Source organism: Pseudomonas sp. LRF_L74 (assembly GCF_965644255.1).
Classification (GTDB): domain Bacteria; phylum Pseudomonadota; class Gammaproteobacteria; order Pseudomonadales; family Pseudomonadaceae; genus Aquipseudomonas.
On record NZ_CBFFRH010000002.1, the window covers coordinates 229,528 to 252,000 of the forward strand.

At 62.2% G+C, this 22,473-nt stretch carries 16 protein-coding genes, 1 other RNA gene and 1 pseudogene; 11 read left to right on the forward strand and 7 right to left on the reverse strand.

The window, feature by feature from the left end; genetic code table 11:
• Nucleotides 1–2: 2 nt before the first annotated feature.
• The gene (locus ACSZPK_RS05975; RefSeq protein ID WP_437880500.1) at nucleotides 3–1,352 is read right to left on the reverse strand and encodes a class II 3-deoxy-7-phosphoheptulonate synthase; all 1,350 of its coding nucleotides are present in this window, start codon (nucleotides 1,350–1,352) and stop codon (nucleotides 3–5) included.
• 261 nt (nucleotides 1,353–1,613) lie between these two features.
• Between ACSZPK_RS05975 and ACSZPK_RS05980 the strand changes: the two genes are divergently transcribed.
• Both ACSZPK_RS05980 and ACSZPK_RS05985 read left to right on the forward strand, forming a co-directional pair.
• Entirely contained in the window at nucleotides 1,614–2,363 is a 750-nt protein-coding gene (locus ACSZPK_RS05980; protein WP_437880501.1) for a spermidine synthase, read from the forward strand.
• A gap of 272 nt (nucleotides 2,364–2,635) precedes the next feature.
• Nucleotides 2,636–4,338, forward strand: a pseudogene (locus tag ACSZPK_RS05985) (DEAD/DEAH box helicase).
• Nucleotides 4,339–4,432: 94 nt separating this feature from the next.
• Here the strand turns inward: ACSZPK_RS05985 and ACSZPK_RS05990 are convergent.
• The 5 genes from ACSZPK_RS05990 to ACSZPK_RS06010 all read right to left on the reverse strand — a co-directional run bounded on the left by ACSZPK_RS05990 (nucleotide 4,433) and on the right by ACSZPK_RS06010 (nucleotide 8,228).
• The gene (locus ACSZPK_RS05990) at nucleotides 4,433–5,200 is read right to left on the reverse strand and encodes a DODA-type extradiol aromatic ring-opening family dioxygenase (RefSeq protein WP_437880502.1); all 768 of its coding nucleotides are present in this window, start codon (nucleotides 5,198–5,200) and stop codon (nucleotides 4,433–4,435) included.
• 201 nt (nucleotides 5,201–5,401) lie between these two features.
• Nucleotides 5,402–6,274 carry a protease HtpX gene (gene htpX / locus ACSZPK_RS05995; RefSeq protein WP_437880503.1) on the reverse strand — a complete coding sequence of 291 codons (873 nt, stop codon included), beginning with the start codon at nucleotides 6,272–6,274 and terminating at the stop codon, nucleotides 5,402–5,404.
• Between the two features lie 135 nt (nucleotides 6,275–6,409).
• Nucleotides 6,410–6,856, reverse strand: coding sequence for a hypothetical protein (locus ACSZPK_RS06000; RefSeq protein ID WP_437880504.1), 447 nt, complete (start codon nucleotides 6,854–6,856; stop codon nucleotides 6,410–6,412).
• Nucleotides 6,857–6,858: 2 nt separating this feature from the next.
• A complete protein-coding gene (locus ACSZPK_RS06005) occupies nucleotides 6,859–7,020 on the reverse strand; it encodes a hypothetical protein (protein ID WP_437880505.1) in 162 nt (53 codons plus the stop codon).
• Entirely contained in the window at nucleotides 7,017–8,228 is a 1,212-nt protein-coding gene (locus tag ACSZPK_RS06010; RefSeq protein WP_437880506.1) for a pyridoxal phosphate-dependent aminotransferase, read from the reverse strand. The genes ACSZPK_RS06005 and ACSZPK_RS06010 overlap by 4 nt, the downstream gene beginning before the upstream one ends.
• A gap of 164 nt (nucleotides 8,229–8,392) precedes the next feature.
• On the opposite strand from ACSZPK_RS06010, the gene msrB reads away from it, so the two are divergent.
• The 4 genes from msrB (at nucleotide 8,393) to ligA (ending at nucleotide 16,346) form a co-directional block, all read left to right on the forward strand.
• A complete protein-coding gene (gene msrB / locus ACSZPK_RS06015) occupies nucleotides 8,393–8,785 on the forward strand; it encodes a peptide-methionine (R)-S-oxide reductase MsrB (RefSeq protein WP_437880507.1) in 393 nt (130 codons plus the stop codon).
• Nucleotides 8,786–9,206: 421 nt separating this feature from the next.
• Nucleotides 9,207–12,695: a chromosome segregation protein SMC gene (gene smc / locus ACSZPK_RS06020; RefSeq protein ID WP_437880508.1), complete on the forward strand. Its 3,489-nt coding sequence runs from the start codon at nucleotides 9,207–9,209 to the stop codon at nucleotides 12,693–12,695.
• Between the two features lie 177 nt (nucleotides 12,696–12,872).
• Nucleotides 12,873–13,685 carry a cell division protein ZipA gene (gene zipA, locus ACSZPK_RS06025; protein WP_437880509.1) on the forward strand — a complete coding sequence of 271 codons (813 nt, stop codon included), beginning with the start codon at nucleotides 12,873–12,875 and terminating at the stop codon, nucleotides 13,683–13,685.
• Nucleotides 13,686–13,979: 294 nt separating this feature from the next.
• Nucleotides 13,980–16,346: an NAD-dependent DNA ligase LigA gene (ligA, locus tag ACSZPK_RS06030; RefSeq protein ID WP_437880510.1), complete on the forward strand. Its 2,367-nt coding sequence runs from the start codon at nucleotides 13,980–13,982 to the stop codon at nucleotides 16,344–16,346.
• Between the two features lie 201 nt (nucleotides 16,347–16,547).
• Here the strand turns inward: ligA and ACSZPK_RS06035 are convergent, their stop codons facing one another.
• Nucleotides 16,548–16,826, reverse strand: coding sequence for an HU family DNA-binding protein (locus ACSZPK_RS06035; protein WP_437880511.1), 279 nt, complete (start codon nucleotides 16,824–16,826; stop codon nucleotides 16,548–16,550).
• A 341-nt stretch (nucleotides 16,827–17,167) separates the two neighbouring features.
• On the opposite strand from ACSZPK_RS06035, the gene ACSZPK_RS06040 reads away from it, so the two are divergent.
• The 5 genes from ACSZPK_RS06040 (at nucleotide 17,168) to ACSZPK_RS06060 (ending at nucleotide 21,955) form a co-directional block, all read left to right on the forward strand.
• Entirely contained in the window at nucleotides 17,168–18,706 is a 1,539-nt protein-coding gene (locus ACSZPK_RS06040; protein ID WP_437881000.1) for a methyl-accepting chemotaxis protein, read from the forward strand.
• Nucleotides 18,707–18,797: 91 nt separating this feature from the next.
• Nucleotides 18,798–18,894, forward strand: an RNA gene (ffs, locus tag ACSZPK_RS06045) — signal recognition particle sRNA small type.
• A 397-nt stretch (nucleotides 18,895–19,291) separates the two neighbouring features.
• Nucleotides 19,292–19,597: a PqqD family protein gene (locus ACSZPK_RS06050; protein ID WP_437880512.1), complete on the forward strand. Its 306-nt coding sequence runs from the start codon at nucleotides 19,292–19,294 to the stop codon at nucleotides 19,595–19,597.
• A gap of 49 nt (nucleotides 19,598–19,646) precedes the next feature.
• Complete coding sequence (locus tag ACSZPK_RS06055; RefSeq protein WP_437880513.1) at nucleotides 19,647–20,024, forward strand: hypothetical protein; 378 nt, start codon at nucleotides 19,647–19,649, stop codon at nucleotides 20,022–20,024.
• Nucleotides 20,021–21,955: an asparagine synthetase B family protein gene (locus tag ACSZPK_RS06060; protein ID WP_437880514.1), complete on the forward strand. Its 1,935-nt coding sequence runs from the start codon at nucleotides 20,021–20,023 to the stop codon at nucleotides 21,953–21,955. The genes ACSZPK_RS06055 and ACSZPK_RS06060 overlap by 4 nt, the downstream gene beginning before the upstream one ends.
• Nucleotides 21,956–22,473: the final 518 nt, after the last annotated feature.

Here is a 22,473-nt window from a genome sequence, read left to right on the forward strand (position 1 = left end):
CCTTAGGCTTTCTTGACCTGCTTGAGCGTCTCGGCGATCAGGAAGGCCAGTTCCAGGGACTGGTCGGCGTTCATTCGCGGGTCGCAATGGGTGTGATAGCGGTCGGAAAGGCCGTCCTCGGTGATCGGGCGGGCGCCGCCGATGCACTCGGTGACGTTCTGTCCGGTCATCTCGATATGGATGCCGCCCGGGTGGCTGCCTTCGGCCTGGTGCACGGCGAAGAACTGCTTCACCTCGCCGAGTATCTGCGCGAAGTCGCGGGTCTTGTAGCCGCTGGAGGCCTTGATGGTGTTGCCGTGCATCGGGTCCGAACTCCACAGTACCTGGCGGCCTTCCGCCTGCACGGCGCGGACCAGGCGCGGCATGTGCGCTTCGACCTTGTCGGCGCCCATGCGCACGATCAGGTTCAGGCGACCGGGGTCGTTGTCCGGGTTGAGAATGTCGATCAGGCGCAGCAGGTCATCGGTGTCCATGCTCGGTCCGACCTTGACGCCGATCGGGTTCTCCACGCCGCGCAGGAACTCGACGTGGGCGCCATCGGGTTGGCGCGTGCGGTCGCCGATCCACAGCATGTGCGCCGAGCAGTCGTACCAGCGCCCCGTGAGGCTGTCCTGGCGCACGAAGGCTTGCTCGTAGTTGAGCAGCAGCGCTTCGTGGGCGGTGAAGAAGCTGGCCTCGCGCAGTTGCGGAGCACCGTCCAGGCCGCAGGCGCGCATGAAGGCCAGGGTTTCGTCGATACGGCCGGCCAGTTGGCTGTAGCGCTCTGTCAGTGCCGAGTTGGCAATGAAGTCGAGGTTCCATTTATGCACCTGATGCACATCGGCAAAGCCGCCCTGGGCAAAGGCGCGCAGCAGGTTGAGGCTGGCCGTGGCCTGGTGATAGGCCTGCAGCAGGCGCTCCGGGTCGGGGGTGCGGCTGGCCGGGTCGAAACCGATGCCGTTGACGATGTCGCCGCGGTAGGCGGGCAGTGTCACGCCATCGATGGTTTCATTGTCTGACGAGCGCGGCTTGGCGAACTGGCCGGCCATGCGTCCGACCTTGACCACCGGGCAACCGGCGGCGAAGGTCATGACGATGGCCATTTGCAACAAGACCTTGAAGGTGTCGCGGATCTTCAGGGTGGAGAACTCGCTGAAGCTTTCCGCGCAATCGCCGCCCTGCAGCAGGAAGGCTCGACCCAGGGTGACCTCGGCGAACTGCCGGCGCAGCTCGCGTGCCTCGCCGGCGAATACCAGCGGCGGATAACCGGCCAGGGTCTGTTCCACGCGCAGCAGATGCTCGGTGTCAGGGTAGGTGGGTTGCTGGAGAATGGGTTTGCGGCGCCAGCTATCGGGGCTCCAGGTCTGTGACATCGTTGTGCTCGTCTTTGGCAGTGGATCGTGGGCGCAAATGGTAACAGCGTGCCAGGCACGCCAGTGATAGACAGTCGCCCTCGCACTGCCAGGAACCTGTTCACGATCTGCTGCGCGTCGGCCCTACTGCGTTAAAAACAAGCTCGGAATGCTCATTTACAGCGCGTAGACTCCGCTTCCTCGCTTGTTTTTGCCTTGTATGGCGCTAGCTCGCGAGATCGTGAACAGGTTCTTATGCGCCCTTCATGGGACGAGGTGGTGATGGATAGGCAAGAGCGGTTGCTTGAGGAAGTGCGCGACCAGTACGGGGTGATTCGTGTACTGGAGGTGGGCGACTACCGGTTTCTCGAATTCGGCGAGGCGATCGAGCAAAGTTGCGTGTTCATCCGCGATTCCAGTTGGCTGGAATACGACTACACCCGTGCCATGCTGCTCGGCGCGCTGTGCCATGAGCGCCCGGAAAGCGCGTTGTTCCTGGGGCTTGGTGCGGGCAACCTGACCCAGGCCTGCATGACCTTCCTGCCGCTCGAGGATGTCGAAGTCATCGAGCTGCGTCCGCAAGTGCCGCGTCTGGCCATGCAGTACATGGGGCTGGACGATGATCCTCGCCTGACCATCCGCATCGGCGACGCCCTCGACCTGGTGGAGAGTGCCGAGACCGCCGACCTGGTTTTTCTCGACCTGTATACCGATACCGGCCCGGCCCCAGGCCACCTGGCCTGGAAGTTTCTGGAAAACTGCCAGCAACGTCTGAATCCTGGCGGCTGGCTGGTGATCAACCAGTGGGGCACCGATGACGGTCGGCCGCTGGGCGCCGCACTGCTGCGTGGCCTGTTCCACCGCCATTATTGGGAAATCCCGGTCAAGGAAGGCAACGTCATCCTGTTGATTCCCGCCGATCTGGAGCAGGAGTTGGTTGTGGAGGATGTGCAGGCGCGCGCCGAGGCACTCAAGGCGCAGTTGCATTATTCCTTGCAGCCGCTGATCGACGCGATTCGCCCGGCGACCTGAGCGCTTCGGTGCCTGAATGCGGTCGATTCCCATCCGGCGGAAAATTGACGTTAGATTCTATTTAAGGGCTGCTTTTGTGATCGGCTTCCGGTATAGTCCGCGCCCCTTGATCGCGTTCAGGCAATACCGCGTGTCTCGAAGCCTCGCTTCGGCTGCTGTCCGCATCGCGGACTATCCTTGACGTTTCATTCATTTTCAGTTTTCGCAAATCCCCGCAACCAGGCTGCCAGGGTGACCCAAAAGGTCCTACACGGCATGCGCAGTTTTGGGATATGGGTCTTTGCGATGCTCCAGAGGCAGACCCATGACCCAGGAAACCGGCGGCTTCGCCGCGCTCGGCCTTCATCCTTCCGTTCTCGCGGCCATCTCGGCCGTCGGCTATGAAGAGCCGTCCCCGATTCAATCCCAGTCGATCCCGGTGATCCTGGCTGGCCACGACATGATCGGCCAGGCCCAGACCGGCACCGGCAAGACCGCAGCCTTCGCGCTGCCGCTGCTGTCGAAGATCGACCCGAACAAACGTGAGCCCCAGGCCCTGATCCTCGCGCCGACCCGCGAACTGGCCCTGCAGGTCGCCACGGCGTTCGAGACCTATTCCAAGCAAATGCCTGGCCTGAGTGTGGTCGCCGTTTATGGCGGTGCACCGATGGGCCCGCAGCTCAAGTCGCTGCGCATGGGCGCCCAGGTCATCGTTGCCACGCCGGGCCGGCTGGTCGATCACCTGAGCCGCAACGAGCAACTGCTGTCGACCATCCAGTTCCTGGTGCTGGACGAAGCGGACGAGATGCTCAAGCTCGGCTTCATGGACGATCTGGAGGTGATCTTCCAGGCCATGCCGGCCAGTCGCCAGAGCGTGTTGTTTTCCGCGACCCTGCCGGCCTCGATCCGTGCCATCGCCGAGAAGCACCTGCGCGAGCCGAAGCACGTCAAGATCGCGGCCAAGACCCAGACCGTCGCTCGCATCGAGCAGGCGCACCTGATGGTCCACGCCGACCAGAAGATCCAGGCTGTATCGCGCCTGCTGGAGGTCGAGGATTTCGACGCCCTGATCGCTTTCGTGCGTACCAAGCAAGCCACCCTGGACCTGGCCGCCGCGCTGGAAGCCAAGGGCTACAAGGTCGCCGCGCTGAACGGCGACATCGCGCAGAACCAGCGTGAGCGGGTGATCGAGTCGCTCAAGGATGGCCGTCTCGACATCGTCGTCGCGACCGACGTGGCGGCTCGTGGTATCGACGTACCGCGCATCACCCATGTGTTCAACGTCGACATGCCGTACGACCCGGAATCCTACGTGCACCGTATCGGTCGTACCGGCCGTGCCGGCCGCGAAGGCCGCGCGTTGCTGCTGGTGACTCCGCGCGAGCGGCGCATGCTGCAAGTGATCGAGCGTGTCACCGGGCAGAAGGTTGCCGAAGTGCGCCTGCCGACCCCGCAACAAGTGCTCGACGCCCGCATTCGCAAGCTGACCAACAGCCTGACCCCGCTGGTCGCCGATGCCGAGGCCAGCCATGGCGAACTGCTGGACCGCCTGATCGCCGATATCGGCTGTACGCCACGTGCCCTGGCTGCCGCGCTGCTGCGCAAGGCCACCAATGGCCAGTCGCTGACCCTGGCCGAGATCGAGCGCGAGCAACCGCTGGTGCCGAGCGTTAGTGCTCCGCGTGAGCGCAGCGAACGCAGTTCGAGTGGCGACGGCGAACGGCGTGAGCGTCGGGCTCCGGTGCCGCTGGCCGAAGGCCGGGCCCGTTGCCGCACCGCGCTGGGTGCTCGTGATGGCATCGCCGCGAAGAACCTGCTTGGTGCGATCCTCAACGAGGGTGGCCTGGCGCGTGATGCCATTGGCCGTATCCAGATTCGCGAGACCTTCAGCCTGATCGAGTTGCCGGAAGAGGGCCTCGACCGCCTGCTCGGCAAGCTCAAGGACACCCGCGTAGCGGGCAAGGCGCTGAAGCTGCGTCGTTATCGGGAAGACTGATAAGCGCTGTAAGTAGAAGCAGCGAGCGCGTCTCGGCGCGATAATAAAAAGCCATCTTGCGACTGCTGCAAGATGGCTTTTTTGTTTCAGGTTCTCAGGCGAAGCTATAGATATCCATTCCCAGTGCGCCCATGGTGAAACCGCTGTGTTCCACCTTGAAGGCGCCGCCCGCGCCGCGAGCGAAGTACAGCGGCAGCAGGTGCTCGTCGCTGGGGTGGTTGCGCAGCGCTTCGGGAGCCAGCTTCCGGTAATCATGCAGGCTGGCTGTATCGCCTTGTTCCAGGCGCTCGACGATCCAGTTGCGGAAGGCCAGCGCCCACGGCGCAACCGTCGAGCCGTCGTTGCGCCAGTCGAGCTCTCTCAGGTTGTGGGTGATGCTGCCGGAGCCTATCAGCAGGATGCCCCGCTCGCGCAGCCGAGCCACAGCCTGGCCGATGCGCGTCTGTAGCTGTGGGCCGAGCCGGCTGGGCAGGGATATCTGCACGACGGGAATATCGGCCTGCGGATACATCAGTGACAGCGGCACCCAGACGCCATGATCGAATGGGCGCTGTGGGTCCATGCGGCTGATCAGGTCGGCTTCGCCGAGCAGGTGCTGAACCTCGTCGGCGAGTTCAGGTGCGCCTGGTGCGGGATATTGCACGTCATACAAGGGGCGGGGAAAACCACCGAAGTCATGCCAGGTTGCAGGCGCTGCGCCGTTGCCTATGAACAACTCGGCGCTTTCCCAGTGAGCCGAGACCATCAGAATCGCCTTGGGCTTGCCGAGCCTGGCCGCCAGGCGAGCCAGTGCCGGGCCGCTGTCGCCTGGCTCGAGGGCGAGCATGGGAGAACCGTGGGAAATGAAGAGACTGGGGAGCATGGCGCTATTCCGGGCTGTCTGGACAGGTGCCATCTTCCTCAGTGGTCATATCGAAAACCAGTATAAATTCTCGAAAGAATCTATCTGATTGCTGGGTTGGTTCGTCGGGATTGGCGACGGGCCTGTCGACCAGATCCAGCGCAAAGGTTCGGCCAAATGAAAAAGGCGACCTGTAAGGTCGCCTGTTCCTGCCCGCTTCGATCAGCCGCGCTGGCGCAGGGCGGCGATGCGTTCTTCCAGGGGCGGGTGGCTCATCAGCAGGCCGGCCAGGCCATTCTTCAGGCCGCCGTTGATACCGAAGGCGGTCAGGCTGTCAGGCATGTTCACGGGGACGCCTTGCTCGGAGCGCAAGCGTTCCAGGGCGGCGATCATCGCGCCGGTGCCGGCCAGGCGCGCACCGGCGGCGTCGGCCTTGAATTCGCGCCTGCGCGAGAACCACATGACGATGATGCTGGCCAGGATGCCGAGTACCAGTTCGGCGAAGATGGTCGCCACGAAATAGCCGATGCCGTGGCCTTCCTCGTTTTTCAGGATCACCTTGTCGACGAAGTTGCCGATGATCCTCGCGAAGAACATGACGAAGGTGTTCACCACGCCCTGGATCAATGCCAGGGTCACCATGTCGCCATTGGCTACGTGACCGATTTCGTGGGCCAGTACCGCACGAACCTCGTCCGCTGAGAAGCGTTCGAGCAGGCCCTGGCTGACGGCTACCAGTGCGTCGTTACGGTTCCAGCCGGTAGCGAAGGCATTGGACTCATAGGCTGGGAAGATACCGACTTCCGGCATCTTGATGCCGGCTTCGCGAGACAGTTCTTCCACGGTCTGCAGCAGCCACTGTTCATGGCGGGTGCGTGGTTGGGTGATGATTTCGGTGCCTGTGCTCATCTTCGCCATCCACTTGGACATGAACAGCGAGATCAGCGAGCCGGCGAAGCCGAATACGGCACAGAAGACCAGCAGGCTTCCATGGTTCTGGCCTGTGAAACGGTCCACCCCCAGCAGCTTGAGCGTGATGCTGGCAATGACCAGTACCGCCAGGTTGGTGGCCAGGAACAACAGGATACGCATCATGGGTAGAGCTTCCTCAGGGCGAGATACGGTTTGCAACGTCGGATATATAGGGGCGAGCCCCCGTACGATTCAACCGAGCGACTATTTCAAACTATGTAGCCGCAGATGGCATGCGGCAGGGCGCGGTTGTCCCGCTCAGAACTCACGAGAGCCGCCCGGGCTGCTTTCGAACAGCAGGCGGGTGAGGCGGGCGACGCGCTCGCTGCTCTGCTGGGCGATTGCTTCGCGCAGTTGCCAGGCGAGGGTTGCCTGCACGCGCCGTACGGACGCTGGTGCGATCTCGTCCGGCAGTGCATGGGGAACGCCGCGAGAAAGGCGCATGAAGCCCTTTTCGCTGAGCACGGCCTGGTCAAGGGCGTCGTAGCCTATCGTCGACTCGAAGCGCAGGTAGCCTTCATCGCCGAGCCATAGCAAGGCGCCCAGGCAACTCTGGTGGCGCTTGCTCGGCAGGCCGAATTCATCCGGCTCTTCACGACCGATCAGGTCTTCGATATACAGCGCGATCTTGCGTGGAAAGGCCTGGTACAGCATGAGCATGCCGTTGGCGGCATCCTTGTAGAACTCGTCGATCTGCAGATCCATGGTCACAGCCTGGCAATCAGGGACGCGGGAACGGCGGCAGGTGGCCAGTCAGCGACCAGGGCCAGGTCGTAGCCCCGGGCTGCCCGTTCACGCGCCAGCGCCTGGCCGATCCCGGAGCTGGCTCCGGCGATCAGGTAGCGCGGGCGCGCAGTTGCAGGCGTCACTGGCGATAGGTCTTGAGGAAGTTGCCGATACGACCGATGGCCTGTTCCAGGTCATCCACGCGGGGCAGGGTGACCACGCGGAAGTGATCCGGCGAGGGCCAGTTGAACGCGGTCCCCTGGACGATCAGCAGGCGCTCGGAGAGCAGCAGGTCGAGGACGAACTTTTCGTCGTTATGGATCGGGCAGACCTTCGGGTCGATCTTCGGGAAGGCATACAGCGCGCCCATCGGCTTCACGCAACTGACGCCGGGAATGTCGTTGAGCAGTTCCCAGGCGCGGTTGCGCTGTTCCAGCAGGCGACCGTTGGGCAATATCAGGTCATTGATGCTCTGGTAGCCGCCCAGGGCGGTCTGGATCGCATGCTGGCTCGGCACGTTGGCGCACAGGCGCATGTTGGCCAGGATGTCGAGGCCTTCGATGTAGCTGGTGGCGTGGTGCTTGGGCCCGGAAATCACCACCCAGCCAGAACGGAAGCCGGCCACGCGGTAGGACTTGGACAGGCCGTTGAAGGTCAGGCACAGCACGTCCGGCGCCAGGGACGCGGTGGAGATGTGCTGGGCTTCGTCGTAGAGAATCTTGTCGTAGATCTCGTCGGAAAGGATCACCAGGTTGTGCTGGCGTGCCAGTTCGACGATGCCTTGCAACACGTCCTTCGAATACACCGCGCCGGTCGGGTTGTTCGGGTTGATCAGCACCAGGGCCTTGGTATTGCTGGTGATCTTGGCCTGCATGTCGGCCAGGTCGGGGAACCAGCCAGCCTGTTCGTCGCACAGGTAGTGCACCGGCTTGCCGCCGGAAAGGGCCACGGCGGCGGTCCACAGCGGGTAGTCGGGCGCCGGGATCAGTACCTCGTCGCCATTGTTGAGCAGTGCCTGCATGGCCATGACGATCAGCTCGGAAACGCCGTTGCCGAGGTAGATGTCCTCAATGCCGACGCCTTCGATCTGTTTCTGCTGGCAGTACTGCATGACCGCCTTGCGTGCGCTGAACAGGCCCTTGGAGTCGCTGTAGCCCTGGGCGGTCGGCAGGTTGCGGATGACGTCCTGGAGGATTTCCTCGGGTGCTTCGAAACCGAACGGCGCCGGGTTGCCGATATTCAGCTTGAGGATGCGGTGGCCTTCCTCTTCCAGGCGTTTGGCGTGCTTGAGCACGGGCCCGCGAATGTCGTAGCAGACGTTGGCGAGCTTGTTCGATTTGCTGACCTGCATGGTACGGGTGTCCTGATGAGTGCGTCGTGTGCGACGGTCGGATTGCGCCTTGGCAGGCTAGAATGCCGCTGCCAGACTGGCGCCTGAAAACGCACGCATGATACGTGCGGCCCGAAGGGGCGAAAAGATACAGTCGGGCATTATTTGGCCTATCGAGGTGAGCCGTGGATAAGATCGAAAAAAACCTGGAGTCCTGGCGCGACGAGCTTTCGGCGGAGCAGTTCCATGTCTGCCGCCTGGGCGGCACCGAACGCCCGTTCACCGGCGAGTACCACGACAGCAAGGTGCCGGGCATCTATCACTGTGCCTGCTGCGGTACGGCGCTGTTCGACTCGGATGCCAAGTACGATTCGGGCAGCGGCTGGCCGAGCTATTTCCAGCCGGTCGACGGCGAGGTGATCAGCGAGAAGGAGGATTTCAGCCACGGCATGCATCGCATCGAGGTGAAGTGCGCCAAGTGCGACGCCCATCTCGGCCACGTCTTCCCTGACGGTCCGCGGCCGACCGGCTTGCGCTACTGCATCAACTCGCTGTCGTTGAAGCTGGTTGCCCGGTAGTTCTGCAGCCCCGTGCTGCTTCTATCGGGATTGCTGCATTGAGGGGCGGATTTAACCGGTCGCTGCGGACATCCATTATTCCTCCGTCATTCCCGCGAAGGCGGGAACCTAAATAAAAAAGCGCTTCTGGGCTCCCGCCTTCGCGGGAGTGACGGTAAACAGTATCGATGTCCGCTTATGCCTCAACGCCGCCGAAAGAACGCTTGAGGCTGAACGAGAGGGGCATCGCGCGTGGTCTTTCGCTCAGCGTTTGGCGCTTTGAATCGAAGGCCGAAGGCCGCTGTGTTAGACTTCGCCGCCTCTACGCCCAGCCCGTTTCGTGGCGAATCGAATCTGAACCAAGGAACAGCATGACCTCCACGGTAGCGGAAAGCCTCGCTTTGCGGTCCGTAATCGGGTTTCCCAGCGGGGAGGCCAGGGCGTGCGCCTGAAATCGATCAAGCTGGCTGGCTTCAAGTCCTTCGTCGATCCCACCACCGTGAGCTTTCCGAGCAACATGGCGGCGGTGGTCGGCCCCAACGGCTGCGGCAAGTCCAACATCATCGACGCCGTGCGCTGGGTGATGGGCGAAAGCTCGGCGAAGAACCTGCGCGGCGAGTCGATGACCGACGTCATCTTCAATGGCTCCAACACGCGCAAGCCGGTGACCCAGGCCAGCATCGAGCTGATCTTCGATAACTCCGACAGCACCCTGACCGGCGAGTACGCCGCATTCGCCGAGATTTCGATTCGCCGCCGGGTCACCCGCGACAGCCAGAACACCTACTTCCTCAATGGGGTGAAGTGCCGTCGTCGCGATATCACCGATATTTTCCTCGGCACTGGCCTGGGACCACGCAGCTACTCGATCATCGAGCAGGGCATGATCTCCAAGCTGATCGAAGCCAAGCCCGAGGACCTGCGCAATTTCATCGAGGAAGCCGCCGGCATCTCCAAGTACAAGGAGCGTCGCCGCGAAACCGAAAGCCGCATCCGTCGCACCCACGAGAACCTGGCGCGGCTGACCGACTTGCGCGAGGAACTGGAGCGCCAGCTCGAACGCCTGCATCGCCAGGCCCAGTCGGCGGAGAAATATCAGGAATACAAGACCGAGGAGCGCCAGCTCAAGGCGCAACTGTCGGCCCTGCGCTGGCAGGCGTTGAACCAGCAGGTCGGCCAGCGCGAGAAGGTCATCGGCGACCAGGAGATCGCCTTCGAAGCGCTGGTGGCCGAGCAGCGCAATGCCGACGCCGGTATCGAGCGCCTGCGCGATGGACACCATGAATTGTCCGAGCGCTTCAATCTTGTGCAAGGCCGCTTCTATTCGGTGGGCGGCGATATCGCCCGGGTCGAACAGAGCATCCAGCACGGCCAGCAGCGCCAGCGCCAGTTGCAGGATGACCTCAACGAGGCCGAGCGTGCACGCCTGGAGACCGAGTCGCACCTGGGCCATGACCGCACCTTGCTGGCGACCCTCGGCGAAGAGCTGGCGATGCTCGAACCCGAGCAGGAAATCACCGCCGCCGCTGCGGAAGAGTCCGCCGCCGCGCTGGAAGAATCCGAAGGCGCGATGCATGCCTGGCAGGAGCAGTGGGATGGCTTCAACCAGCGCAGTGCCGAGCCGCGTCGTCAGGCCGAAGTGCAGCAGGCGCGCATCCAGCAGCTGGAGCATGCACTGGAGCGCCTGGCCGAACGCCAGCGCCGGCTCAACGATGAGCTGAGCCTACTGGCTGCCGATCCCGAGGACGCCGCGATCCTCGAACTCAGCGAGCAGATTGCCCTCAGCGAAATGAATCTGGAGGAGCTGCAGGCCGCCGAACTGGCTCAGGTCGAATGCCTGGAAGCGCTGCGCGAAGAACTGCAGCAGGCGACTCAGGCCCAGCAACAGGCGCAGGGTGAGCTACAGCGCCTCGATGGTCGTCTGGCATCCCTTGAGGCCTTGCAGCAGGCGGCATTGAATCCGGGCAAGGGCACTGCCGAATGGCTGCGTGAACAAGGCCTGGAGTCGCGTCCGCGTCTCGCCGAAGGCCTGCGGGTCGAAACGGGTTGGGAGTTGGCGGTGGAAACCGTGCTCGGCGCCGATCTGCAGGCCGTGCTGCTGGATGATTTCGCCGGCCTCTCGCTGGAGGATTTCGATCAGGGCGATTTGCGCCTGGTCAGTTCCACGCGCTCTACAACGCGCAGCCCCGGCAGCCTGTTGGACAAGGTGGAGGGGCGCGTCGACCTGTCGCCCTGGCTGGCGAATGTGCGGCCTGTCGAAAACCTTGATGAGGCCTTGGCACTGCGTGCGCAACTTGCCGAAGGGCAGAGCTGCATCAGCCGCGACGGTTACTGGATCGGTCGCAACTTCCTGCGGATACGCCGTGCCAGCGAGGCGGAGAGTGGCGTGCTGGCGCGTGGCCAGGAACTGGAGCGCCTGGGGCTGGAGCGTGATGAGCGCAAGGCGGCGTTGCTCGACCTGGACGACCGCCTGCAACGGCTGCGTGAGCAACAGCGTCAGCAGGAGGACACTCGTGAGCAGCAGCGTCGGAAAGTGCAGGACGAGGCTCGCCATCAGGGCGATCTGAAAGCCAGGCTCTCCGCTGGCCAGGCCAAGGCCGAGCAATTGGCGTTGCGTCGTGACCGGCTGCAGAGCGAGCTTGGCGAGGCCGCCGAGCAGCGCGAACTGGAGCAGGAGCAGCTTGGCGAGTCGCGCCTGATCCTGCAGGACGCCCTGGATGCCATGGCCCTCGACACCGAACAGCGCGAGCTGATGCTGGCCAGCCGTGACCAGTTGCGCGAGCGCCTTGACCGGGTGCGTCAGGATGCGCGCCAGCACAAGGATCACGCGCATCAATTGGCGGTGCGCCTGGGCTCGATCAAAGCCCAGCATGAGTCCACGCGCCAGGCCCTGGAGCGGCTGGAGCAGCAATTCACCCGGGCCATCGAGCGCCGTGAGCAATTGAGCCTCAATCTGGAGGAGGGCGCCGCGCCGCTGGAAGAGCTGCGGATGAAGCTCGAAGAGCTGCTGGAGCGGCGCATGGCGGTCGAGGACGAACTGAAGCTGGCGCGCCTGGCGCTGGAAGATGCCGACCGCGAGCTGCGCGACGTCGAGAAGCGCCGTACCCAGGCCGAGCAACAAGCGCAATTGCTGCGTGGCCAGCTCGAGCAGCAGCGCATGGATTGGCAGGGCCTCAGCGTGCGGCGCAAGACCTTGCAGGATCAGTTGCTGGAGGATGGCTACGACCTGCACGGCGTGCTGGCCACTTTGCCTGAGCAGGCCAGTGAGCAAGCCTGGGAAGAAGAGCTGGAGCGGATCGCCGCGCGCATTCAGCGCTTGGGGCCGATCAACCTGGCGGCCATCGAGGAATACCAGCAGCAGTCCGAGCGCAAGCGCTACCTGGATGCGCAGAACGCCGACCTTGTCGAAGCGCTGGATACCCTGGAAAACGTGATCCGCAAGATCGACAAGGAAACCCGCAACCGCTTCAAGGAAACCTTCGATCAGATCAACGCCGGCCTGCAGGCGTTGTTCCCCAAGGTGTTTGGCGGCGGGCACGCCTATTTGGAACTTACTGGGGAGGATCTACTCGATACCGGGGTAGCGATCATGGCTCGCCCACCGGGCAAGAAGAACAGCACCATCCATTTGCTCTCCGGTGGCGAGAAGGCGCTGACCGCATTGGCGCTGGTCTTCGCCATCTTCAAGCTCAACCCGGCGCCGTTCTGCATGCTCGACGAGGTGGACGCGCCGCTCGATGATGCTAACGTCGGGCGCTATGCAAGGCTGGTCAAGGAAATGTCGGAGACCGTGCAATTCATCTACATCACCCACAACAAGATCGCCATGGAGATGGCCGACCAGTTGATGGGCGTAACCATGCATGAGCCGGGATGCTCCAGGCTGGTTGCGGTCGACGTCGAGGAGGCGCTCAATCTGGTGGAATCATGACAGGCGGAAACATCATCTGGCACAGTGCGCCAGTGCACTTTTACCGTTCGTCGTGCTAGTTTAGGCACGTTTTTGTTACATGAGTAAAAAGCCTGTAGAAACATACAGTTGTCTGCGCTTTTTCAGGCACAAAAACCCTTTTTTCATCTCTTCATCTGCCAGGGGTTCAAGGTATTCATGGAAATCGGTCTGCGTGAGTGGCTGATCGTTATCGGCATCATCGTAATCAGCGGCATTCTCTTCGACGGCTGGCGCCGTATGCGCGGCGGCAAGGGGAAGCTCAAATTCAAGCTCGATCACAGCTATAGCAACCTGCCTGACGATGAGTCGGACCCTGATCTGGGGTCTGCGCGGGTGATCGAGCGCAACAGGCGCGAACCTGCCGTGCAGGAAGACATGCCGGCCATCAGCGTGGGCGAGTTGAATCGTCGTCGCGGTCGGGATGTCGAGCCGCAGCAGGGCGACCTCAACCTGGATGTCGATGAGCCGGTGCCGACCTTGCTCGACCCGGTCGACGAGGAAGAAGACGGTCTGGACGACGACCGCGAAGAATTGCCGGTCGAGGAAGTGCTGGTGATCAATGTGGTCGCTCGCGAAGGCGAGGTGTTCAACGGTCCGGCGTTGCTGCAGAACATCCTCGAAAGCGGCCTGCGTTTTGGCGAGATGGATATCTTCCATCGCCACGAAAGCATGGCTGGCAACGGCGAAGTGCTGTTCTCCATGGCCAACGGCGTCAAGCCGGGCACTTTCGATCTGGATGACATCGAGCTGTTCAGCACCCGCGCGGTGAGCTTCTTCCTCGGCCTGCCGGGCCCGCGTCATCCGAAGCAGGCGTTCGACGTGATGGTGGCTGCGGCGCGCAAGCTGTCCCACGAGTTGAGCGGCGAGCTGAAGGACGACCAGCGTAGCGTGCTGACCGCCCAGACCATCGAGCATTACCGTCAGCGCATCGCCGATTTCGAACGCCGCCAGTTGACCCAGAAACGCTGAACGCGGCCGCTGGCTGCGAGCCCCAAGTTGCAAGCCGAGCGCTTGGCTTGGGGTTTTTTGTGGCCTGCCATCCCTGGCGGCCACCCTTCGGGCCGTCGCGAGCGACGTCAATTGCTCCCGGCAATTTTTGTGGCTCGCCGTCCTTGGCTGCCCCCAGTGGGCCGCAGCAAGCGACGTCAAAGACTTCTCCTGGAAGTTTTTTGTTTTACCCCGCGCCTGATGGAGCCGGGATTTGATATGACTGCCGGTGAGCTGTTTACGCAGCGTGCCGCCTGTAGCTTGAGGCTTATTTCCATGACCGACGCCCAGAACGCCGCCGAACGTATCGCCGCGCTGCGCAGCGAACTCGACGCCCATAACTACCGTTACTACGTTCTCGACGAACCGAGTGTGCCGGATGCCGAATACGATCGCCTGTTCCGTGAGCTGCAGGCGCTCGAGGCCGATCACCCTGAGCTGGTGACCCCGGATTCGCCGACCCAGCGTGTCGGTGGAGCGGCGCTCAGTGCCTTCGGTGAAGTACGCCACGAAGTGCCCATGCTCAGCCTGGGCAATGCCTTCGAGGAGGGGGACCTGCTGGACTTCGACCGCCGCGTGCGCGAAGGCCTCGACCTGCCGGCCGGCGATCTGTTCGGCGGCGGCGCCGAGATCGGCTACAGCTGCGAACCCAAGCTGGATGGCCTGGCCGTCAGCCTGCTGTATGAACAGGGTCGACTGGTGCGTGGCGCCACCCGCGGTGATGGCAGCATGGGTGAAGACATCAGCGCCAACGTACGCACCATCCGCAGCGTGCCGCTCAAGCTGCAGGGCAAGGGCTGGCCGGCAGTGCTCGAAGTGCGCGGCGAAGTGTTCATGTCCAAGGCCGGTTTCGAGCGCCTCAATGCGGCGCAGGCCGAGACGGGTGGCAAGACCTTCGCCAACCCGCGCAATGCGGCGGCGGGCAGCTTGCGCCAGCTCGACCCGAAGATCACCGCCAGCCGCCCGTTGGAGTTCTGCTGCTATGGCGTAGGCCGGGTCGAAGGCATCGTCTTCGCCACCCAGGTCGGCATGATCGAGCAACTGCGTGAGTGGGGCCTGCCGATCAGCCGTGAACTCAAGTTGGCCAAGGGCGCCGAGGCGTGCCTGGACTATTACCGCGATATCGGCGAGCGCCGCGCGAGCCTGGCCTACGAGATCGATGGCGTGGTGTTCAAGGTCAACGATATCGGCCAGCAGCGCGAGTTGGGCTTTCGCGCCCGCGAGCCGCGCTGGGCCATCGCCCACAAGTTTCCGGCCAGCGAAGAGCTGACCGAACTGCTCGACGTCGAATTCCAGGTCGGCCGTACCGGTGCGGTCACTCCAGTGGCACGGCTCAGGCCGGTCAAGGTGGCTGGGGTGATGGTGGCCAATGCAACCCTGCACAACATGGACGAGGTGGCGCGCCTGGGGGTGATGATCGGCGATACGGTGATCATTCGCCGGGCGGGTGATGTGATCCCACAGGTCATGCAAGTGGTGACTGAGCGCCGCCCGGCCGATGCCCGTCCAGTCGAGGTGCCGCAGTGTTGCCCGGTATGCGGCTCGGCGGTCGAGCGCACGCAACTGGTCAAGCGCAGCAAGGGCAAGGAGACCTTCAGCGAGGGCTCGGTGTATCGCTGTGTCGGGCGCCTGGCCTGTGCTGCGCAACTGAAGCAGGCGATCATCCATTTCGTCTCGCGTCGGGCCATGGACATCGACGGGCTGGGCGACAAGATCGTCGAGCAACTGGTGGACAAGGGCCTGGTCGCGTCGCCGGCCGATCTCTACACCCTGACGTATGAGCAAGTGGTCGAGTTGGAAGGTTTCGCCGAACTGTCGACCAACAACCTGCTGGCCTCCATCGCCGAGAGCCGCACGCCGACCCTGGCACGTTTCATCTATGCCTTGGGCATTCCCGACGTGGGTGAGGAAACCGCCAAGCTGCTGGCTCGTGCGCTGGGCTCGCTGGAGCGCATCGAACAGGCGCTGCCCGAGGTGTTGACCTACCTGCCGGACGTCGGTGGCGAGGTGGCGTACGAGATTCACAGTTTCTTCGAGGATGCGCACAACCGCGCGGTGATCGAGCAACTGCTGGCCCGTGGCGTGGAGTTGCAGGACCAGGGCGAACTGCACGCCGAGTTCGCCGCCAGCACCACCCTGGGCGGCTTCCTCGACAAGCTGAACATTCCCTTCGTCGCCGCCACCGGGGCGAAGAACCTGGCCGAGCGTTTCCAGACCCTGGAAGGCGTGATCGGTGCCGACTGGCTCGATCTTAGTGCCATGAAAGGCTTGAATGAAAAGGCCAGGCAGTCGGTGCGCGAGTTCTTCGCCAAGCCCGAGAATGCCGAGCGTGCCCGTGCTATCGAGGCTCAGTTGCGTGACTTCGGCATGCATTGGCAGAGCGAGAAGAAAGTCGTCGAAGGCTTGCCGTTGGCAGGCCAGACCTGGGTACTGACCGGCACCCTGGACGTGATGAGTCGCGACGTGGCCAAGGAAAAGCTCGAATCCCTTGGCGCCAAGGTCGCCGGCTCGGTCTCGGCCAAGACCTCTTGCGTGGTCGCCGGTCCTGGTGCTGGATCGAAGCTGGCCAAGGCCAACGAACTCGGGGTCAAGGTGATGGATGAGCAGGCGTTCGTTGCCTTGTTGGACGGCTACGGGGCATAGCGCGCGGCTGAAAAACTCGACTCGAAAGAAAGGACGTGGCGAGCTTCATGCCACTGATTGCGAGTGTTGCCCGGTGGGCGAGCGAGTTGCGCTTGTTTCTCGGGCGAATACAGATGATCGCGACAGGGCTTGGAGGCAGGGCGTCAGGCGGGGGAGAGCTGGCGGGGCTGCAGGGTGACCTGCTCGCCCCGTCGGCGTGGATCAGTTCAGCGCGTCGGTCAGCGCCTTGGCGGGAACCAGTTTCACGGCCTTCTTGGCTGCGATCTGGATTTCCTTGCCGGTTTGCGGGTTGCGGCCAGTACGGGCAGGGCGCTCGTTGACTTTCAGCTTGCCGATGCCTGGCAGGGTGATTTCGCCGTCGTTTTCCAGGGCGTCGGTAGTGACCTGGGCAAGTTGGTCGAGCAGGGCGCGAACGGTGGTTTTCGGGGCGTCGACGGCTTCCGCCAGGTCGCTGATCAGCTGATCTTTGGTCAAGGCCATGGTATGGCTCCGTGAGTCGATTGAAAGTGGGCAAAGGATGGAAAAGCTCAGTGCAGGCCATCCTGTGGCTCTGCAATGACCCTCCCGGACCGATGCGGCGCGCAAACTAGCACAAACGGCCGACATAAGCCCTGCCTTAGTCCACCTGCTGTGCATCCGGTTCCACTGCATGACGGAAAATCCGCTTCGATCAGCGGAAAATGACTATGCTGGACAGACCGAATCGAGCCCGTGGAAGTGCTGTCATGCTGCGTCTGTTCTCCGATCTGGGATTTCGCTGGAAGATCGCTCTACCCATCCTTCTGCTGGCTTTGCTGCTGGTGCTGATCGGCGCATTAGGCATGCTGGGTATTGCTCAGGTGGCCGATTCCAGCACTCGCCTGGCCAACCGATACTTGCCGGCAGTGGGCTTGTTGCTCAATGCCGACCGTGATCTCTATCAGGCCCTGACCGCCGAGCGCAGCCTGCTCGACGAGAGTGCCAGCGAGCACATCGCTGCGCTGAAGGGATTCCAGGCCGAGAACGTCCAGCAGGCCTACGACCGGATACATAAATATGCGGCGACGCAGCCTGGTGCAGAGGCGCAGCAACTGCTGGCGGAGTTCGAGCAGGCGTTCGCTTTGTGGAAAGCTTCTTCGGCGAAGGTCGTGGAGCTGTCGCAGACTGATCCTGCCGCCGCCTCGCGCCTGAGCTTCGGCGAAAGCGAGGCGCTCTTCGACCGGGTGCGCGGCCCGATAGACAGGCTGGGCGAGCTGGAAGGCAACGCCGCCGATGCGCTGGGGCAGGAGGCGATCGCCACGGGCGATGCACGGCGCTGGCAGCAAGGCGTGATCATTGCCATCGGGTTGGCTCTATGTGTAGTACTGGTACTTGGCTTCCCGGTTCTGGTGACCCGCCCGATGCGCAACCTGCTTGAACGTATCGAGCAGATCGCCAGTGGCGATGGCGATCTGCAAACCCGCCTGGAGGTGACTTCGCGCGACGAGCTGGGTCGGCTCGGCCAGGCCTTCAATCGTTTTCTCGATACGCTGCAGCCGCTGATCGCCGAGGTCGGGCGGGTGACTGGGGAGGTCGCCGAGTCGGCTCGCGATCTTGCGCAACTGGCTGTTTCCAGTGACCGGCTGATCAATGACGAGCACGCTGCGGTTGATCAGGTCAGCACCGCCGCCACCGAGATGAGCACTGCGGTGGCCGAGGTGGCGCGCAATGCTCAGAGCGCCGCCGATGCTGCGCGTCAGGCTGAGCGTCAATCGCGGGAGGGCGGTGAAGTGGTCGGCGCCACTGTCCAGGCCATTCGTGAGTTGGCCCAGGAGGTGGAAAGCGCGTCTTCGACCATCCAGGCCCTGGAGCAGGAGGCGGCGAGCATCGGCACGGTGCTCGCCGCGATCAGCGGCATCGCCGAGCAGACCAACCTGCTGGCCCTCAATGCCGCCATCGAGGCGGCGCGCGCCGGTGAACAGGGGCGCGGCTTTGCCGTGGTGGCCGATGAGGTGAGGGCCCTGGCTGCACGTACCCAGGGTTCCACCAGGGACATCCAGGATATGATCTCGCGACTGCAGTCGGGGGTGCAGAACGCTGTCACCGCGATGCATGCGGGCAGCGTCAAGGCACGTGACAGCGTCGAGCGTGCGGCCGGTGTGGACAGTTTCCTGGCGGCGACCGGCGGTTCGGTGGCACAGATCAACGACATGGCCGCACAGATCGCCACCGCCTGCGAGGAGCAGAGTTCGGTGACCGAAGAGATCGCCCGCAACATCAACGACATTCGCGATCTGTCCAACGAGGCGGCGCGGACCTCGCAGCAGAGCACACGGGCCAGCCAGCGCCTGTCGGAGCTGTCGTCGGGGCTGGCGCGCCTGGTGGGGCGTTTCAGAGTCTGAAAAACTCTTTGTGTTTTAAGCGGTTGTAACTTTTCGCTTTACCAGTACAATGGCGCGGCTCGTCGCCAGGCGAGCTGCGTCATGGTGGTCCTGCCGGTCCCCCCGCAACGATTACCCGTCAACCTGGTCAGGCCCGGAAGGGAGCAGCCACAGCGGGAACATTGTGTGCCGGGGTGTGGCTGGCAGGGCTGCCTCCATAATCTAAGTCATTGATTATGAAAGGATGTATCAGTAAAAATCTCGAAGTAATAGAGCATTTCGTCCAGGTACATCCAAATGGTGCGCTATGTCTGGATGTTATCGCTTCAGCCCTCATGGCCTCAGTTCCGTAAGATTTCCAAAATCCTCTGCCGGGTCGAAAGGGGACGTCTTCGTCCCATCCTCTGTCATGCACGTGGAAAACATCTTTCCCTTCAGATATAGACTCAGGGCCATCCTCGGCTAATTCAGTGCCGCCATGCTAGGATGCACGGCCCGATGCGTCGTGAAATCCTGGGTGGGCACGATCAATCTGGTCAGCTCCGAACATAGTTCAGGCTTGTCGTTGAAAGCGTCTCGAAGATTAAACCGAACGGTAATCTATCCATGATTTCCCTCCATTCGAAAATTGCCAGGGTTTCCGATCCTATTGCGACGGAAATCGACGGAAAGGTGGTGTTGCTAGGTGTCGAGTCGGATAAGTACTTCGCCTTCGATGCCATCAGTTCCGATATCTGGAGCCGTATCGATACTTATCCTGTCGTAGCCGACCTGTGCGACGTTCTGGCGCATGACTATGATGCTGCGCTGGACATTATCCAGGCCGATGTCTGCCACTTGGTGTCGGTTCTGATGGAGCACCGGCTGGTTTCTATCGTAGAGACCAGCGGCAGCAACCACGACACACCCTGACCTCTGGTGTTAGGAATTCAAATAGCGACCATGCCCGTCCAGTCCATTCATGCGCATCTATACCGATGGCCGGGCGCTTTTCACTCTCAACGCGGCCCTCTCCATCCTCGTGGCGCAAGGTCGGGAGGTCACGGTGGCTGCCACCTCTGGTGTCAGTCCAGGCGAGATCATGACCTTCTTATTAGGAGCCGCCTTGGGACTGCTTTGCCATCAGCGACGAATACTGCCTCTGCATGCCGCAGCGCTCCAGATAGGAGAGGCCGCCGTGGCCCTGGTGGGAGAACCGGGAAGCGGAAAGTCGACTACCGCCACCGCGTTGATGCAGCGTGGCCACTCGTTGTTGTGCGACGACATCCTGGTGCTCAATGCGCGCCAGGCAAGGTTGGCCACGCCCGAGGCGCACGCCAGCGGGCGGAGTAATCGATGAGCGCCATATGCGGTATCGTTCAGTGCGACCGGCAACCGACCGCTGCTTTGCGCTGCGCGATGGTTCAGGCGGCGCTGGAGCCTTACGGTCGTGATGCCCAAGGGCTTTGGCACGAAGGCCCTATCGCTCTTGGCAGTAGACTTGCCCGGCTATTGCCAGAAGATTCCTACGATCAGCAGCCACTCGTCTCCGGAGACGGCCGCTTCATTCTGATTGGCGATGTCCGTTTGGACAACCGTTCGGCATTGGCTGAGGCACTGGGTATTTCAGCCTCTCGTTTGCGCTCGTTGGCGGATGCGGATGTCTTGTTGGCAGCTTATGTGCGCTGGGAACAACAAAGTCTTCACCGCCTCGTGGGCGACTTTGCCTTTGCCGTGTGGGATCGGCAGCGGCAACGTTTATTTTTGGCGCGGGATCATATGGGGCGTCGCCCCTTGTTTTTTCATCAAGGGAACGGCTGGTTTGGCTTCGCCAGCATGCCGGCGGGCTTGTTGGCGTTACCCGAGGTGCCGGTCGCGCCTGATGAAGAGCGGCTTGGCGACTTGCTCTTGAGTCTGCCGGACCATTCCGATCACAGTTATTTCGCGGGCATCAGGCGCTTACTGCCAGGTCACAGTGCAACGGTACGGTTCGATGGTGGTTTTTCCACCCAGCGCTATTGGTTGCCACCGACCGAGGAGCGGATTCACTACGACCGCGACGATGACTATGTCGATGCGTTTCTGGAGACGCTGGAGGAGTCGGTCCGTTGCCGGTTGCGTTCTACGGGAGGGATTGCCAGTCAAATCAGTGGTGGTTTCGACAGCGCCACAATCACCAGTGTAGCCGCGACGTTGCTGGCAACATCTGGGCAGGCACTGCATGCTTTCACGTCGGTGCCCAATCCAACCGACTTGCCCTCTTCAGGTCGATTGCTGGATGAGGGCCCCTTGGCAGCCGAGGTTGCCTCTCTCTTCGGTAATGTTCGTCACGAGTGCCTCTGTACCGACGATAAAAGCATCACCACCCTGTTCGAGCAATTGTTCGAACTCTATAACCGTCCGGCCAAGAACGTGATCAATCTGCTCTGGGATATGAGCGTCGCGCAGCGAGCCGCCGCCCATGGGGCCACCACACTGCTGACGGGAGAGTTGGGTAACTTCACCCTCAGCTATGACGGCAGGCAACTGCTGAACACCCTGCTGCGTGAAGGAAGATTGTCCGAGCTGGGGCAGCAACTAAGGTGGCAGTGGCGTGGAAGAACGCTCCGCGGGCGCTTGGGGGTTCTGTACCGCATGCTCATGCCGTCACTGCCCAATAGCTGGCAATCCATTCTCGAACAGGGTCTCAAGGCCATGAATGGAAGGGCGTCATTAGAAGCCGGCGTGAATGCCGCGCTTCTGCGCGACCGGGAATGGCAGCGGCGTATTCGCCAGGCGGGATGTCGCCCCAATATGACGATCATGTGGTACGCAAGTAGGATGTGGCGGCAGAAATTGTTGCTTAGGCACGATTTTGCCGAATACGGTAAAGGAACGCTGGCGCTGTGCGGAGTAGACAGGCGCGATCCTACAGTGGATATCCGCCTCATTCATTTTTGCCAGGCCATTCCCGAGGCGCAGTTCAACAACCAGGGCGTTGACCGATGGCTGCTGCGGCGGGCGCTACGTCGCTACTGGCCTGAGCACCTCATCGCATCACGCGTCAAAGGTAAACAAGGCGCGGACTGGCAGTTCAAAATGAAGCGGGAGCTGGACGCCCTGATCGGCGAAGTGGCCTCGCTGGACAACCAACCGCTCGCTCACCGACTGCTCGATGTGGGCGCCTTGCAACAGCAACTCGCTCAACTCGGTGCGTCTCGTGTCGATGGTTTTCAGGCATTACGGCCGATCGCCGTTGGGCATTTCTTGCGAACGGCAATACAACGCAGCGATTGGCGTGCTGCCAAGTAGGTAGGGCAAAGGGCGCTGGCTGTTTCTTTGGCGGCTTTACAGGCAAGCCTTGGCAACGCGGACGAGCAAAAGGGACGTCTCAGGGTATGGACACACTCAAAAAGACCGTGTCGAGCGTGCTCAACTGGAACCGCCCACACCATCATCACTCCTCGTGATGCCGGCCATGGTCAGATCCTCGACGTCATGTATTTGCACGACAGGTGTTTCCCACGGTTTGCGGGCCGATGTGCTAGCCGTCTCTGTGACAGGTTGAGCTTGAGTCGACATATCTGGTGCTTTCCTGGGGGCCTTTAACTGCAAGTAAGGCAGCTTATCCAATCGGCTTGGGAGTCGTCTAGTGGGCGGATTCAGACTCACGTGCAATGTCTGGCAACTGCGTATGACATCGCTGGCTACTCTGGCTACACCTCGAATTTTTCGATGATCCCTACGGCGGATTTGCAGGGCTAGGGTTCTTGCTTCTGCCAACCTCAAAGCCTCTATTCATATACGGTTCGCAACTATTACCGAGCCTG

Bases quoted from the DNA above. Each gene is read 5' to 3' on its own strand.
- ACSZPK_RS05975 (WP_437880500.1), bottom strand. From the start codon at position 1,352: ATGTCACAGACCTGGAGCCCCGATAGCTGGCGCCGCAAACCCATTCTC.
- ACSZPK_RS05980 (WP_437880501.1), top strand. From the start codon at position 1,614: ATGGATAGGCAAGAGCGGTTGCTTGAGGAAGTGCGCGACCAGTACGGG.
- ACSZPK_RS05990 (WP_437880502.1), bottom strand. From the start codon at position 5,200: ATGCTCCCCAGTCTCTTCATTTCCCACGGTTCTCCCATGCTCGCCCTC.
- htpX (WP_437880503.1), bottom strand. From the start codon at position 6,274: ATGATGCGTATCCTGTTGTTCCTGGCCACCAACCTGGCGGTACTGGTC.
- ACSZPK_RS06000 (WP_437880504.1), bottom strand. From the start codon at position 6,856: ATGGATCTGCAGATCGACGAGTTCTACAAGGATGCCGCCAACGGCATG.
- ACSZPK_RS06010 (WP_437880506.1), bottom strand. From the start codon at position 8,228: ATGCAGGTCAGCAAATCGAACAAGCTCGCCAACGTCTGCTACGACATT.
- zipA (WP_437880509.1), top strand. From the start codon at position 12,873: ATGGAAATCGGTCTGCGTGAGTGGCTGATCGTTATCGGCATCATCGTA.
- ligA (WP_437880510.1), top strand. From the start codon at position 13,980: ATGACCGACGCCCAGAACGCCGCCGAACGTATCGCCGCGCTGCGCAGC.
- ACSZPK_RS06035 (WP_437880511.1), bottom strand. From the start codon at position 16,826: ATGGCCTTGACCAAAGATCAGCTGATCAGCGACCTGGCGGAAGCCGTC.
- ACSZPK_RS06040 (WP_437881000.1), top strand. From the start codon at position 17,168: ATGCTGGGTATTGCTCAGGTGGCCGATTCCAGCACTCGCCTGGCCAAC.
- ACSZPK_RS06050 (WP_437880512.1), top strand. From the start codon at position 19,292: ATGATTTCCCTCCATTCGAAAATTGCCAGGGTTTCCGATCCTATTGCG.
- ACSZPK_RS06055 (WP_437880513.1), top strand. From the start codon at position 19,647: ATGCGCATCTATACCGATGGCCGGGCGCTTTTCACTCTCAACGCGGCC.
- ACSZPK_RS06060 (WP_437880514.1), top strand. From the start codon at position 20,021: ATGAGCGCCATATGCGGTATCGTTCAGTGCGACCGGCAACCGACCGCT.